We start from the raw sequence: 13,003 nt of genomic DNA on the forward strand, positions 1-13,003 counted from the left end.
ACACCGGTGCGACCGGCGTCCTTCTAGTCATCGTCCTCGTTGTCTTCGTCATCGTCCTCGTCGTCATATTCGTCGTCTTCATCGTCTTCGTCGTAGTACTCCCAGTCGTAGTCGATGTCGTCGTTCTCGAAGGGGCGGATCATCGGGACGGACACGGTGGACTGCTCGTGATCCACCATCCAGGTGTTGCGGAAGAAGTCGAACCTCAGGTGGAAGCAGCCGGCGGTCTCGGCGAACAGGATCGGCGGGACGAGGAAGTGCGCCACGTCGACGGTGGCCGCGGTGGTGACGAAGGTCTCGGCCGGGGGAACGGGGGGACCGCCCTGGCAGGAGGCGAAGTTCACCGGTGTCGGCGACTCCTTGCCGAGAACGTGGATGCGGTCGCCCTCGACGACGAACATGTCCGGGTCGAGGTGCAGGTCCTCGCCGAGCATCAGGACGGGCGCCGGCAAGATGTCCGCCTTCGCGGAGTCCTGCGCGCGCGTGTAGTGCTCGATGACGTCGGCGTTGCGCGTGGTGTCGAAATTGGGTCCGAGCAAGCCCCCGTCGCAGATACCGCAGGCACAGTCGGGCAGCGCGTCGGTGGAGGGCTTCTCCGGCTCGGGGAACAGCATGGACTTGTCGAACGGTGCGAGCGGTGACTCCGCGCGTTTGTCCCTGAGGAATTCGGGGATCCAGTCGACGCCGTCGGCCTCGATCACCGTCGAGTCGCACTGGGCGCGGAACGCGGTGTCGCCGACCTTGCAGTTGAAGTAGTCCAGAAGCGTGATCGCGGCGCATTCGGCGAGCGAGAGCCCGCCGCCCTTCGGGAACCAGAAGTCGTAGCCGTTCGCGACGAAATCGACGCCGCGGAACCGCTTGTGGACGAACGGCTCGGCGGCGGTTCCGGGGGAGAGGCCGCCGTTCCAGTGCGCCGCTGCGACCTGGTTGTAATAGGCGTCGGCGTGGCGGGCGAGTTCAGGGGCGAAGACGCTCTCGCCGGTGAGGTAGCACGCCTTGCTGAACAGCGCGCCGATCTCGGGATCGTGCGTGACCTCGGGGTCGGTGAAGACGAGTTCGGTGCGCAGGAAGACCTTGCGGCCGTCGCGGTAGGGTGCGCCCTCGTGCTCGTACCGCTGATCGAAGATCACGCAGGTGAAGGGCCCGATCTCCGCCAGCGCCGCGCCGCCGGTGAGGTCGAGGACGGGTGAGCCCGAGCCGCCGGTGAGATAGAGCAGCATCGTGTAGCGCGAGACGTGCCGCCGCGCGGCGTCGTAGTAGGGCGTGTCGCGGTGGCGGTGGAAGTTGGCGTCGCCGGGCTCGAAGCGGTTGCACCGGAACACGGGGTTCACGTGCGAGAAGCCGTCGAGCAGCGGCTCGGGCATCGCCTTGGCGACCGCTGCGCCGAGCGCCTCGGCGAGCAGGGCGGAGTGGAAGATGAAGCGGTCGCCGCCGCGCGAGGCGGCGTTGAGCGGCGGAACGTAGAGGTCCAGCGCGTCAAGGCCCTCCAGGCACGCGCGGGCGGAGGCCGGGAGCCGCAGCGAGAACGAGTGCGCGTCCTTCGTGAACTCCTGCCGCTCCGTGAGCTCGAACTCCAGCCCGGCGCCCGCGAACAGGTCGTCCAGCGGAAGGATGTTCTCGAACGTGCGGAACGACAGCTCGCGCGGATCGACGAAGACGGCCGCCAGGTACGGCGCGGCCTCGCTGGGCCGGGCGAACACCTCGCGCACGCCGGCGTCGATGCGCTCGGCGTCGACGAACCGCACCTCCTTGAAGCGCGCGGTCGGATGCCAGCTGATCGCCAGTCCGTCGAGCGTCGCGGCGGGCTCGGCGTCGGTCGCGTCGACCTCGGCGCGGTAGCGGGCGACCTCGGCGGCGGGGGCGCCCCCCTCCGACAGGGCGAAGAAGCGGTCGCGGAGCTCGACGCTCACACAGTCCTCCAATAGCTGCGCAGGGCGGGCGTGAGCCGGGGTGCGGACGCGAGGATCTTCGCGCCGACGTCTCCGACGTCGGCGCCGTACAGCAGCAGCCGCCGGAGCGAGCCGATGAACGGCGCGTCGAGCAGGGCCTGCGCCCCCTCCTCGCCGATCTGGTTGTAGCGAAGGTCGAGCTCGGTGAGCCCTTCGAGCTGATGGAGCGAGCGCACACCCTCGGCGGTGAGCGCGTTTCTCTGGAGGCGCAGGCGGCGGACGCCGCGGAAGCACGGGGACGCCGTGAGGGCCGCCAGACCAGTGTCGCCGATGCGGCAGTACCGCAGGTCGAGCGTCTCGATCCGCCCCGTCGCGTTCGAGGCGGCCAGGGCGCCGGCGTCGGACGCCTCGCCGCGCAGGTACGCCGAGACGGCGAGGGCCTGCGCACCGAGGGCGCCGATGCGCAGGTAGGAGAGATCGAGCTCGACGAGGCGGCCGAGGCCGAGCGTCGCGAGCGCGCCGGTCTCGACCGACGCGGCCGGCTTCGGCTCGGCGGCGTCGCGGAGGTCCTCGTCCCAGCCGTACTCCCCGTCGTCGGCGACCGGTCGGATCCCCAGCGCCGTCACGAAGGGGGCCCGCAGGGCCTGCTCGATCACCACGGGCGCGCCGTCGGACCATTCGACGGCGACCTTCACGGGGAATCCGTACCGGCGCGCCAGGACGGTGACTCCCGGCGGCAGCTCCGCGTCCCAGCTCCGCTCGTGCTCCCGCACCAGCGCGGCGATCTCACGCTCCACGGCATCGCGATCGGCGGGGCCGACGCGCGTGCGTCGCTGTTCGAGCCGGATCAGCGTGCCCCGGGCGTCGCCCCGCTCCAGAAGCAGCTCACCGTAGGCGAGCCACGAGGCGTGATTCTCGGGTTGATCCCGCAGTGTTCGTTCAAGGGCCGCGACTTTCATTCGGAGGAGGCTAACACCGGCCTCCGACATTCACCTCGACCCCGATGTTTATCACGGTGGGATAACGGACGGGGCGTCCAAGCGGCCGCGCCCGACGCGACAACCGTTTCCGCGAACTGTTTCCGCCCTCAAGTGTCAGGCGGGGAGGCCGACGAGGCGCGCACTCTCGCGCCACAGACGTTCCACGCGCTCCGGGGCGGTGGTGTGCGGCGCGGTCTCGACGGCCCGGCGCTTGACGAAGAACCTGCCCGTCACGTCCTCGACCTCGTCGGCCGTCGCCAGCCACAGCGGGGTGTCGGCGCCGGTGGCGGTCCCGGCCGCGAACAGGCCGCAGAGCGAGCCGAACACCTTCAGCGCGCCGCGATCGTGCCGGTTGAGGCGGCCGCCCTTGATGATGCCCGGATGCGCGCCGTTCACGGTCGTGCGCGTGCCCGCGAGCTTGGACGCCAGCCCGTACACGAACATCGCGTTCATGTTCTTGGTGTGCGCGTAGGCGGTGAACGGCCGGAAGCTCGGCGGCCAGCCGAGTCCGCGGCCGTTGCCCGGATCGAGGTCGCCGGGATCGATCGGGACGCGCGCGAGCCCCCGGGGCGAGCCGCCGACGACCACGAACCGGCGGGGCGCCGTCGTCGGACGTTCGGCAAGGCGTCGCAGCAGCAGGTAGGGGGCGAGGTGGTTGGTCACGAGCGTCCGGTGAAGCCCGTCGGGAGTGCGGTCGTCGAGCGGGGCGATGACCGCGGCGTTGCTCACGACGATGGACGGCACGCGCTCGCCGAGCCGATCCGCGAGCGCGCCCACGGCCGCGAGGTCCGCGAGATCGACCGGTTCGGTCTCGAGGTCGGCTCCCGGCACGGCGCCGGCGATGCGCTCTCGTGCCGCGTTCAGGCGGCCGCGGTCGCGGGCGACGAGGACGACGGTCGCCCCGGTGCGGGCGAGCCCGGCGGCGATCTGCTCACCGATCCCGCCGCTGGCGCCCGTGACGACGGCGAGTTCCCTGCTCATCGGACCACCTCGCCGCTGACTCGCGCGGTGGAGGGCGGGCTGCTCGGCCGGAGGGCGAGACGGAGATCGACGGGTGCGATCACGAGGTTCGGCATCGGCATGCCTTCACGATCGTGCACGTCGGCCGAGGGTCCCAGGTACCCGCAGTACCACCCGGTCCGGGGCACGGGGTGGGATCCTGGCGGCATGAACTCCGGTGAGCTCGCCCGGGCGCTGCGCTCGTGGCGCGACCGTGTGAGCCCGGCCGACGCCGGGCTTCCCGATGTCGGGCTGCGGCGCACCGCCGGACTGCGCCGCGAGGAACTGGCCGCCCTGGCGGGCATTTCGGTCGACTACCTCGTCCGGCTCGAACAAGGCCGCGCACGGAACCCGTCGACGCAGGTGCTGGCCGCGCTCGCCCGCGCGCTGCGCCTCTCGTCCACCGAACGCGACCTGCTCTACCGCGCCGCCGGCGCCCGGCCGCCCGCCGCGGGCGTCGTGCCGCGGCACATCGGCCCGGGGACCGCCCGCGTCCTCGACCGGCTCGTCGACACCCCCGTCGCGGTGTTCACCGCGAGCTGGGACCTCATCACCGCCAACCCGCTCTGGAACGCCCTTCTAGGAGTCGGCGAAGCCGTTCCGCCCCGGGCCGGCAATCTCGTGTGGCGTCACTTCACCGGCGTCCCGAGTCCCATCGTGCACACCGCGGAGGAGCACGACCGGTTCGGCCGGCATCTCGTCGGCGACCTGCGGCACGCGGTCGCGACCTATCCCGACGACCGCGGGCTCGCCGTCCTGGTGGCCGAGCTGCGCGAGACCAGCCCCGCGTTCGCCGAGCGATGGGACGATTTCGCGGTCCAGCCGCGGGTGGCGGAACGCAAGACGATCGACAGCCCGGCCGTCGGTCTCCTCACCCTGGACTGCGACGTCCTGGCGACCCTGGACGGCGATCTCCGCATCGTCGTCTACACCGCTCGCCCGCACAGCGAGGACGCGAGCAGGCTCGATCTACTCCGCGTCGCCGGGAATATCGGGAAATGAACCTTTTTCAGATGAAGGGTATTCACTTTTTCCTTTGTCCGGCCTCATCGTGATCTTGACGGCTTGCTCGGCGGGCCGTGATTCGGCGGATCCGGGCGAAGTATCTGATCGTTTCTGTTGCCAGGCCGGTCGCCCGCTGCTTGGCTTGGCGCATGCGGTTCGAGCGGACGCGCCGGGCGGGCGTGGACCAATGAGGAGCAAGGAAGACGACCGGGTCGGCCTGCCTCCCGTGAACGACGCCGCCGCGGCCAGCTCGGCGCGTGTGCACGACTACCTGCTCGGCGGCAAGGACAACTTCCAGGCCGACCGGGATGTCGCCGCACGGCTGCTGACGCTGTATCCGCGATCGCGGGAAACGGTCGCGCAGTCCCGGGGCTTTCTCATCCGCGCCGTTCGGTACCTGGCGTGCGAGGCGGGAATACGACGGTTCCTCGACATCGGCGCGGGCCTTCCCACCCAGAACAACGTGCACCAGGTCGCGCAGGAGCACGCGCCCGACTCCCGGATCGTGTACGTCGACAACGACCCGATGGTGCTGGTGCACGCACGCGCTCTGCTGGCCTGCGACACCGGGGTGGAGGTCGCCGAAGGCGACGTCCGCGCCCCCGACCGGATCCTGAACGCCCCGGCGGTGCGGCTGCTGCTCGAACCGCGCGAACCGGTCGCCCTGCTCATGGTGGGCCTGCTGGAGTTCATCGCGGACTGCGAGCAGGCCCGCCGCGCGGTGGCGACCCTCCTGGCCGCCCTGCCGTCGGGGTCCTACCTGGTGATCACGCACAGCGTCGACGACGCGCGGTACCGGGACGTCATCCACCAGGCGCAGCATGCCTACGCGAGCGCGACGGTGGCGTTCGTGACACGCCCCCGGGAGCAGATCGTCCGCTTCCTGGACGGGCTGCAGGTGCTCTCTCCCGGTGTGGTCCAGGTCAGCCGCTGGCGCCCGGACACGATCTCACGACCATGCCCCGCCACGGCCGCGGCGGTGGCGCGCAAGCCGTGACGGGACGGGCCTCAGGACGGGCCTCAGGACGGGCTGCTGACGAGGTCCCAGAGGTCCTTGTCCGTCGTCAGGGCCGCCGCCGCGACGCGCTCGTCCCAGTCATGGACGGAGCCGAACTCCGAGCGCCATGCCAGGGCCCGGAGGGTGTAGGCGTGCAGGGGGTGCTCGATCGTCGTTCCGATGGCCCCGTGGACCTGGTGGGCGTTCCGGACGACCGTTGCCGCGGCGTGGCGGGCGCAGGAGGTCGCCACGGCGATGGTGAACGGTGCGGGGCCGCCGTGGACGGCCGCGTCCGTGGCGGCCCTCGCCAGGGACGTCTCGGCGGCCATATCGGCGATCAGGTGCTGGACGGCCTGGAAGCGGGCCAGCGGACGTCCGAACTGCGTGCGTGTGGTGGCGTGTTCGATGGTGAGCCGGAGAACGCCGTCCATCGCGCCGGTCATCTGCAGAGAGCGGGCCAGGGCGCCGCGCAGCGTGAACTCCTCCGCCAGGTGCCCGCCGACCGGGACACCCGGGCGGTCCTCCAGGGAAACGTGGACGTCATCGCGTGCTTCGCCCGCCAGGTTGGTCGCCTGGTCGACCCGCACCGAGCTCGCGGGCACGTCGGCCGCCCGCCAGCCGCCCCCGGCGTCCCAGAGCACCGCGATCCGGTCGGCGTCGCGGGCCCAGGGCACCGCACGCGCGATGCCGTCGCCGTCCAGGACGCAGGCCGTGCGGAGGCTTCCGTCCGACGGCAGGCCCGCCTTCGTCAGCAGCCAGTTCGCCAGCAGGTCGTTCTCGGCGAGCGGGAGGGACACCCCGTGGGACGCCGCCGCGCGCAGCAGCGCGGCGGCCTCGGGCCATCCGGCGCCGCTGCCCCCGCGTTCCGCCGGCGTGGTGAGCCTGGTGAGGCCCAGCGATTCGAGCGTGTCCCACAGCGGACGGGTGGGAGACGCCGGATCGTGGTCGGAGAAGACCGACGCCATCATGTCCGCGAGCGCCGGATCGACGGTCATCGGCGCAGCCCCAGGTCCCGGGCGATCACGCCGCGCAGGATCTCGCTGGTGCCGCCGCGCAGCGTGAATCCGGCGCGTCGCAGCAGGGCCGTGGTCAGCAGCGGCGACGCCGCGCCCAGGCTTTCGGTGTAGTCGACGATGTCGCCCTCCAGGCTCGTTCCGAGCACCTTGACCAGCGCGGCCTCGACGTCGGCGCGCTCGCCCGCCTGGAGCGAGGCCGCCACGCCCCGGGACAGGTGCCGGAGGGCGGCCAGGCGTGCGATGTGGCGTCCGAGGTCGGGATGGCGGGGGAGCGCGCCGCGTCGCGTTCGCGCGACGGTCTCGGTGAGCAGCGGCAGTGTCGACATGAACCGTTCCGGGCCGCTGCGTTCGTAGCCGAGTTCGGAGGTCACCTGGCGCCACCCGTCCCCGACACGGCCGAGCACCCGGTCGTCGGCGACGAACACCTCCACGAGGGCCACCTCGTTGAAGTGCTGCTCGCCGCCCATCGTGACGATCGGTGAGATCGTGACGCCGGGCGAGCGCAGGTCGACGATGAACTGGGCGAGGCCGTCGTGCCGCGCGGCGGAGTCCGGCGGCGCCGTACGGGCCAGGACGAGGATCGCGTGGGCCCGGTGCGCCCCGGTCGTCCACACCTTGGTGCCGGTCAGGAGCCAGCCGCCGTCCGTGCGCTGCGCGCGGGTACGGACGCCGGCCAGGTCCGAACCGGACTCCGGCTCGCTCATGCCGATGGCGAAGTAGCACTCGCCGCGCGCGATCGCGGGCAGGTACGCCTGTTTCTGTTCCTCGGTTCCGTGGGCCAGCAGGGACGGTGCGATCTGCCGATCCGCGATCCAGTGCGCGGCGACGGGAGCCCCGGCGGCGAGCAGTTCCTCGGTGACGGTGAAACGCTCGAGGAAAGTGCGCCCCGCGCCGCCGTACTCCTTCGGAATGGTCATGCCGACCCAGCCGCGGCCGGCCAGGGCACGGGTGAACTCCTCGTCCCAGCCCGCATGCCAGGCGTCGACGGCGGGGGCGAACGCGCGCGACCGCAGGAACGCGCGGACGGACGAGCGCAGATCATCCATCAGCCGCGCCTCCTGATGACGGAACGCCCGACCAGTACCGGTCCCAGCACAGCACCCTCCATCGCCAAACCGACACCGTCCAATTCATCACGATGACCGCGCCCGCGCCAAGACGCGCGGCCGATGTCACCGATAGGCGGTTCCTATGCGGCCGCTCCCATAGGAACCGCCTATTCGAGTGTTCGCCATACGGGCTTTGACCGGTGCCGGGCGCGCACGTTCACTGGTGCGGAAACGAGGAGGAATCGATGAGGGACGCCGTCATCGTGGACGCGGTGCGCACGCCGATCGGGAAACGGAACGGCGCGCTCGCCGGAATCCATCCGGCCGACCTGTCCGCCCACGTGCTGCGGACGCTCGCCGGACGCACGCGGCTCGATCCCGGTGACGTCGACGACGTGATCTGGGGCTGTGTCGGGCAGGTCGGCGACCAGAGCGGCGACATCGCGCGGACCGCCGTGCTCGCGGCGGGCTGGCCGGTCTCCGTCCCGGGGACCACGGTGGACCGCCGCTGCGGATCCAGCCAGCAGGCCGTGCACTTCGCCGCCGCGGGCGTGGCGGCCGGCCACTACGACCTCGTGGTCGCCGGAGGCGTCGAGTCGATGAGCCGCGTGCCGATGGGGTCGGCGGCACGGGACGGCGCCCCGCACCCCGGCAGCGTCCTCGAACGCTTCGGCGTCGACGGCTTCGGCCAGGGCACCGGCGCCGAGCTGATGGCCGCGCGCTGGGGCCTGTCCCGGCAGGTCCTGGACGAGTACGCGGCACGGTCGCACGCCCGCGCGGCCGAGGCCGCCGACCGCGGCGCGCTCGACGGCCAGCTCGCCCCCATCGGCGGGCTGGAGGCCGACGAGGGCGTCCGCCGCGACTCCACCCCCGAGACCCTGGCGGCCTTGAAGACCGCGTTCCGGCCCGACGGCGTCATCACCGCCGGCAACGCCTCGCAGATCTCCGACGGTGCCGCCGCCCTGCTCATCACCTCGAGCGACCTCGCCAGGGCGCGCGGCATGAGGCCCATCGCCCGGGTGCACACCGTCGCGGTCACGGGCGACGACCCGGTCATGATGCTCACCGCCCCCATCGCCGCGACCGCCAAGGCGCTCAAGCAGGCGGGCCTGGGCATCGACGACATCGGCGTCTACGAGGTGAACGAGGCGTTCGCGCCGGTCCCGCTGGCCTGGCAGGCCGAGACAGGCGCGCACGGCGACCGGCTCAACCCCCTGGGCGGCGCCATCGCGACCGGCCACCCCCTCGGCGGCACCGGTGCCGCCTTGATGACCCGGCTGGTGCACCACATGCGCGACCAGGGAATCCGGTACGGGCTCCAGACCATGTGCGAAGGCGGCGGCATGGCCAACGCGACCGTTCTCGAACTGCTCGACACCGCGGAGGCGGCCCGATGAGACGCACGATCTTCACCGCCGAGCACGACGACTTCCGCGCCGTCGCACGGGACTTCCTCGCCAAGAACGTCGTGCCGCACTTCCCGGAATGGGAGGAGGCCGGGCTCGTCCCCAAGGAGATATTCACCCGTGTCGGTGAACTGGGCGTGCTCGGTGTCCAGATCCCCGAGCGGTTCGGTGGCGCCGGCTCCGGCGGTTTCCTGTATCCGGCCATCTGGATGGAGGAGACGGCGCGTGCGCATGTCAATCTCGGCGGCCTCGGCGTCCATGTGAACGTCGTCGTCCCCTACTTCGCCGCGTACTGCACCGAGGAGCAGGGCGAACGGTGGCTGCCGGGGCTCGGCACCGGCGAGCTGATGGCGTCGATCGCGATGACCGAGCCCGGCACCGGCTCCGACCTCGCCGGCATGTCGACCACGGCCGTCCGGGACGGCGGCCACTGGGTGCTGAACGGCGCCAAGACGTTCATCACCGGCGGCGTCAACGCGGACCTGGTCGTCGTGGTCGCCCGCACCGGGCGCGGCGGCGACCGCAGGCAGGGCCTGTCGCTGCTCGTCGTCGAGCGGGGAATGCCCGGCTTCACCCGCGGCCGCAACCTGGACAAGCTGGGCCTGCGCACCCAGGACACCGCCGAGCTGTTCTTCGAGGACGTCCGCGTCCCGGCCGGGAACCTTCTCGGCGAGGAGGGCAGGGCCTTCGAGTACCTGACCGGGAACCTGCCGCAGGAGCGCCTGGCCATCGCGGTCGGCGCGCAGGCCGCGGCGGAGGCGGCGCTCGACGCGACGCTGGAGTACGTGCGGGACCGCCGCGTGTTCGGCACGAGCGTCGCCTCGTTCCAGAACACCAAGTTCGAGCTGGCCGCCTGCGCAACCCGCCTGGAGGCGGGCCGGGCACTGGCGGACCGCGCGCTCGCCGCGCACGAGGCGGGCGAGCTGTCGGCGGCCGACGCCGCCAAGGTCAAGGTGTTCTGCACCGAGCTGCAGGGCGAGGTCGTGGACCGCTGCCTGCAGCTGCACGGCGGCTACGGCTACATGCGCGAGTACCCGATCGCCCGGCTGTACGCGGACGCGCGCGTCAGCCGCATCTACGGCGGCACCACCGAGGTCCTGAAAACGATCATCGCGAAGTCGCTCGGTCTCTGAGCGGTTCCTGACGACGATCCCTGACGAAGGGCGAGCCATGCGCTTGGAAGGCGTTTCCACCGCGGTCACCGGAGGGGCCCGCGGACTCGGGCTGGCCACGGCGCGGTCGCTGGTGGCCGCGGGAGCGAAGGTGACGATCATCGACCTGCCGGACTCGGGCGGCGAGGCCGCGGCCGCCGAGATGGGCGACGCGGCCCGGTTCGCGCCCGCGGACGTGACCGACGCCGGCGAGTTCGCCGCCGCGCTGGACGTGGCTGAGGAGCGCGGCGGCCTGCGCGGCCTGGTGCACTGCGCGGGGGCGGGGCGGAAGATCCGGCTGCTGGATCGCGACGGCGCGCCCGGTTCGCCGGAGGACTTCGAGTGGACCGTCCGGCTCAATCTGTTCGGCTCCTTCAACGCGCTGCGGCTCGGCGCGGAGCGCATCGCCCGGCGGGACGAGAGCGACGGCGAACGCGGCGCGATCGTGCTGACCGCGTCGGTCGCCGCCCACGAGGGCCAGATCGGGCAGATCGCCTACACGGCCGGGAAGGCGGGCGTCGTCGGCATGACGCTCACCGCCGCGCGGGATCTGGCGAGCCGGTCCATCCGCGTCTGCACGATCGCCCCGGGGATCATGGACACCCGCCTCCTCGCCCGGATGCGCGAGGACGTGCGGGCCGCGCTGCACGCCGGCGTCCCGCAGCCCTCGCGGCTGGGGCGCCCCGAGGAGTTCGCGGGGCTGGCCCTGCACGTGCTGGAGAACGGCTACCTCAACGGCGAGACGATCCGGCTGGACGGGGCCCTGCGGATGGCGCCCCGCTAGCGTGAAGCCGTGGACCTGCAGCAGCTCGAGTACTTCCTCGCCGTGGTCGACCACCGGGGCGTGAACGCGGCCGCCGCGTCGCTCGGCGTCGCGCAGCCGACGATCTCCCAGGCCCTGCGCAAGCTGGAACGCGAACTCGGCGCGGAGCTGTTCCACCGGATCGGCCGGGGGCTGGTGCCGACGTCCGCCGGGCACGCGCTGGTCGGCCCGGCACGGCGCGTCCTGCGGGACGTCGTCACGGCGGAGGGCGCGCTCGCGGACACGGGGGGCCGGCCCCGGGGGCGGCTGGACATCATCGCGATCCCCGCGTTCTCCGCCGGCCCCCTGCCGCGGCTGGTCGGCGCGTTCCGCCGCGAGTACCCGATGGTGTCCGTCCGGATCGGGGACCTGAGCGACGAGACGGCGGTCGCGTCGCTGCTCCGGGACGGGCACTGCGAGATCGTCGTCTGCCATCTCCCATACCCGGAGGGCGCCACCCTGCGGGTACTGGAGCTGGGTGTCCAGGAATGGTGGCTGGCGTTCCCGCCCGGCTCCGCGGTGCCGCCGGACGATCCGCTGCCGCTGGCCGCGCTGCCGGACGTGCCGCTGGTGATCGTCCCGCGCGGCGGGTCGCAGGCCGGGGAGATCGAGCAGGCCATCGCGGCGGCGGGACGCGCGGCGCGGGTGGCGGCCGTGGTCCGGGGCAGGGAAGCGCGGCTGCCGTTCGTCCTTGCCGGGGTCGGCGGGACGTTCCTGGAGCGGTCGCAGGCGGAGGCGGCCAGGGCGCGTGGTGCGGTGGTCCGGGCGGTGGAACCCCGGATCAGCCGCGCGTACGGTCTCGTCTACGACGAGGCCGCGCTGTCCCCGGCGGGCCGGGCGTTCGTGTCGCTGGCGGGCTCCTGAGCGGCGATCGCCTGAGCGGCGACGTCCAGGAAGGCCCTCGCGGCAGGGGAGAGCGGCCCCGGGCGGTGCACCAGCCCGATCCGGCGCCGGATGGCCGGCAGGGTTGCGCGGACGGCGACGTCGTCGAGGCACGCCTCGGCGAACCCGCGGGGCAGGAACGCGGCGCCCGCGCCGTGACGGACCAGTTCCCAGACGGCCTGCCGGTGCACGCACTCCACCACGACCCGCCCGGCGGGCGGCGCGCCGGACTCCACGACGACCGGGAGATCCTCCACGGCGTGCAGCGGGACGGGATCGGGCAGCCCGGCGGCCAGCTCCGGCGGCAGCACGAGGACGGTCTCCTGCGCCCACAGTTCGACGGTCCGCAGGGCGCCGGTGGCCGCGGGCAGCTCGAGGAGACCGATCTCGGCCTCCCCGGACCGGACCTTCGAGGTGACGTCCGGTCCGCCACCGCAGTCCAGGACGGTGACCAGCAGGCCCGGGTGCCGTCCGCGCAGTCCGGCGGTCAGCGCGGGCAGGGGGTCGAGGGCGAGGGCGGCGAGCGCCGCGATCTCCAGCCGTCCCGCGCCGAGACGGGCGACGTCGCGGACCTCGGCGCGGGCGTGCGCGAGGTCGGCCAGCACGCGCCGGGCCGGGACGGTGAACGCCTCACCGTCCCGGGTGAGCACCAGGCCGCGTCCCGTCCGCTCGAACAGCTCGACGCCGAGTCGCCGTTCGAGCGTCCGGATCGCCTGGGACAGGGACGGCTGCGCGATGTAGAGCGCCTGCGCCGCCCGGGTCACCCCGCCGTGGTCGACGACGGCGACGAAGTACTCGATCAGCCTCAGCTCCACCGCACGGCCAGG

12 protein-coding genes are annotated in these 13,003 nt (G+C 72.6%); 6 read left to right on the plus strand and 6 right to left on the minus strand.

Going from position 1 to position 13,003, the window contains the following annotated elements:
* Positions 1-23: 23 nt before the first annotated feature.
* The 3 genes from ACFPZN_RS01940 to ACFPZN_RS01950 all read right to left on the minus strand — a co-directional run bounded on the left by ACFPZN_RS01940 (position 24) and on the right by ACFPZN_RS01950 (position 3,850).
* A complete protein-coding gene (locus ACFPZN_RS01940) occupies positions 24-1,910 on the minus strand; it encodes a hypothetical protein (RefSeq protein WP_378279469.1) in 1,887 nt (628 codons plus the stop codon).
* Positions 1,907-2,848 (minus strand): leucine-rich repeat domain-containing protein, encoded by a 942-nt coding sequence (locus tag ACFPZN_RS01945; protein ID WP_378279471.1) that lies wholly within the window; start codon positions 2,846-2,848, stop codon positions 1,907-1,909. The genes ACFPZN_RS01940 and ACFPZN_RS01945 overlap by 4 nt, the downstream gene beginning before the upstream one ends.
* 135 nt (positions 2,849-2,983) lie before the next feature.
* Positions 2,984-3,850 carry an SDR family NAD(P)-dependent oxidoreductase gene (locus ACFPZN_RS01950; protein ID WP_378279473.1) on the minus strand — a complete coding sequence of 289 codons (867 nt, stop codon included), beginning with the start codon at positions 3,848-3,850 and terminating at the stop codon, positions 2,984-2,986.
* 186 nt (positions 3,851-4,036) lie between these two features.
* Between ACFPZN_RS01950 and ACFPZN_RS01955 the strand changes: the two genes are divergently transcribed.
* Together ACFPZN_RS01955 and ACFPZN_RS01960 are read left to right on the plus strand one after the other, a co-directional pair.
* Positions 4,037-4,870, plus strand: a complete 834-nt coding sequence (locus ACFPZN_RS01955; RefSeq protein ID WP_378279475.1) for a helix-turn-helix domain-containing protein — start codon at positions 4,037-4,039, stop codon at positions 4,868-4,870.
* A gap of 190 nt (positions 4,871-5,060) precedes the next feature.
* A complete protein-coding gene (locus ACFPZN_RS01960; protein ID WP_378279477.1) occupies positions 5,061-5,870 on the plus strand; it encodes an SAM-dependent methyltransferase in 810 nt (269 codons plus the stop codon).
* Between the two features lie 23 nt (positions 5,871-5,893).
* On the opposite strand, the gene ACFPZN_RS01965 is transcribed toward ACFPZN_RS01960, so the two are convergent.
* Positions 5,894-6,865, minus strand: a complete 972-nt coding sequence (locus ACFPZN_RS01965) for an acyl-CoA dehydrogenase family protein (protein ID WP_378279479.1) — start codon at positions 6,863-6,865, stop codon at positions 5,894-5,896.
* Positions 6,862-7,932 carry an acyl-CoA dehydrogenase family protein gene (locus ACFPZN_RS01970; RefSeq protein WP_378279481.1) on the minus strand — a complete coding sequence of 357 codons (1,071 nt, stop codon included), beginning with the start codon at positions 7,930-7,932 and terminating at the stop codon, positions 6,862-6,864. Before ACFPZN_RS01970 ends, ACFPZN_RS01965 begins: the two co-directional genes overlap by 4 nt.
* A 248-nt stretch (positions 7,933-8,180) precedes the next feature.
* Here ACFPZN_RS01970 and ACFPZN_RS01975 point away from each other — a divergent pair, with 248 nt between their 5' ends.
* Genes ACFPZN_RS01975 through ACFPZN_RS01990 form a run of 4 tightly spaced genes read left to right on the plus strand, consistent with a single transcriptional unit; the run spans position 8,181 to position 12,158 of the window.
* The gene (locus ACFPZN_RS01975; RefSeq protein WP_378279482.1) at positions 8,181-9,332 is read left to right on the plus strand and encodes a thiolase family protein; all 1,152 of its coding nucleotides are present in this window, start codon (positions 8,181-8,183) and stop codon (positions 9,330-9,332) included.
* Positions 9,329-10,474, plus strand: coding sequence for an acyl-CoA dehydrogenase family protein (locus ACFPZN_RS01980; RefSeq protein WP_378279484.1), 1,146 nt, complete (start codon positions 9,329-9,331; stop codon positions 10,472-10,474). Before ACFPZN_RS01975 ends, ACFPZN_RS01980 begins: the two co-directional genes overlap by 4 nt.
* Before the next feature lie 37 nt (positions 10,475-10,511).
* Complete coding sequence (locus tag ACFPZN_RS01985) at positions 10,512-11,276, plus strand: SDR family NAD(P)-dependent oxidoreductase (protein WP_378279486.1); 765 nt, start codon at positions 10,512-10,514, stop codon at positions 11,274-11,276.
* Positions 11,277-11,285: 9 nt separating this feature from the next.
* The gene (locus tag ACFPZN_RS01990; RefSeq protein ID WP_378279488.1) at positions 11,286-12,158 is read left to right on the plus strand and encodes a LysR family transcriptional regulator; all 873 of its coding nucleotides are present in this window, start codon (positions 11,286-11,288) and stop codon (positions 12,156-12,158) included.
* On the opposite strand, the gene ACFPZN_RS01995 is transcribed toward ACFPZN_RS01990, so the two are convergent.
* Positions 12,098-12,991 carry a LysR family transcriptional regulator gene (locus ACFPZN_RS01995; RefSeq protein ID WP_378279490.1) on the minus strand — a complete coding sequence of 298 codons (894 nt, stop codon included), beginning with the start codon at positions 12,989-12,991 and terminating at the stop codon, positions 12,098-12,100. The two genes, ACFPZN_RS01990 and ACFPZN_RS01995, sit on opposite strands and share 61 nt — an antisense overlap.
* Positions 12,992-13,003 lie beyond the last annotated feature (12 nt).

The sequence above is a fragment of the Actinomadura rugatobispora genome (assembly GCF_042656285.1).
In the GTDB taxonomy this organism is placed as follows: Bacteria; Actinomycetota; Actinomycetes; order Streptosporangiales; family Streptosporangiaceae; genus Spirillospora; species Spirillospora rugatobispora.

Coding starts and splice junctions, on each gene's coding strand:
- ACFPZN_RS01965 (WP_378279479.1), bottom strand. CDS start 6,865: ATGACCGTCGATCCGGCGCTCGCGGACATGATGGCGTCGGTCTTCTCC.
- ACFPZN_RS01980 (WP_378279484.1), top strand. CDS start 9,329: ATGAGACGCACGATCTTCACCGCCGAGCACGACGACTTCCGCGCCGTC.
- ACFPZN_RS01975 (WP_378279482.1), top strand. CDS start 8,181: ATGAGGGACGCCGTCATCGTGGACGCGGTGCGCACGCCGATCGGGAAA.
- ACFPZN_RS01970 (WP_378279481.1), bottom strand. CDS start 7,932: ATGGATGATCTGCGCTCGTCCGTCCGCGCGTTCCTGCGGTCGCGCGCG.
- ACFPZN_RS01960 (WP_378279477.1), top strand. CDS start 5,061: ATGAGGAGCAAGGAAGACGACCGGGTCGGCCTGCCTCCCGTGAACGAC.
- ACFPZN_RS01985 (WP_378279486.1), top strand. CDS start 10,512: ATGCGCTTGGAAGGCGTTTCCACCGCGGTCACCGGAGGGGCCCGCGGA.
- ACFPZN_RS01955 (WP_378279475.1), top strand. CDS start 4,037: ATGAACTCCGGTGAGCTCGCCCGGGCGCTGCGCTCGTGGCGCGACCGT.
- ACFPZN_RS01945 (WP_378279471.1), bottom strand. CDS start 2,848: ATGAAAGTCGCGGCCCTTGAACGAACACTGCGGGATCAACCCGAGAAT.
- ACFPZN_RS01950 (WP_378279473.1), bottom strand. CDS start 3,850: ATGAGCAGGGAACTCGCCGTCGTCACGGGCGCCAGCGGCGGGATCGGT.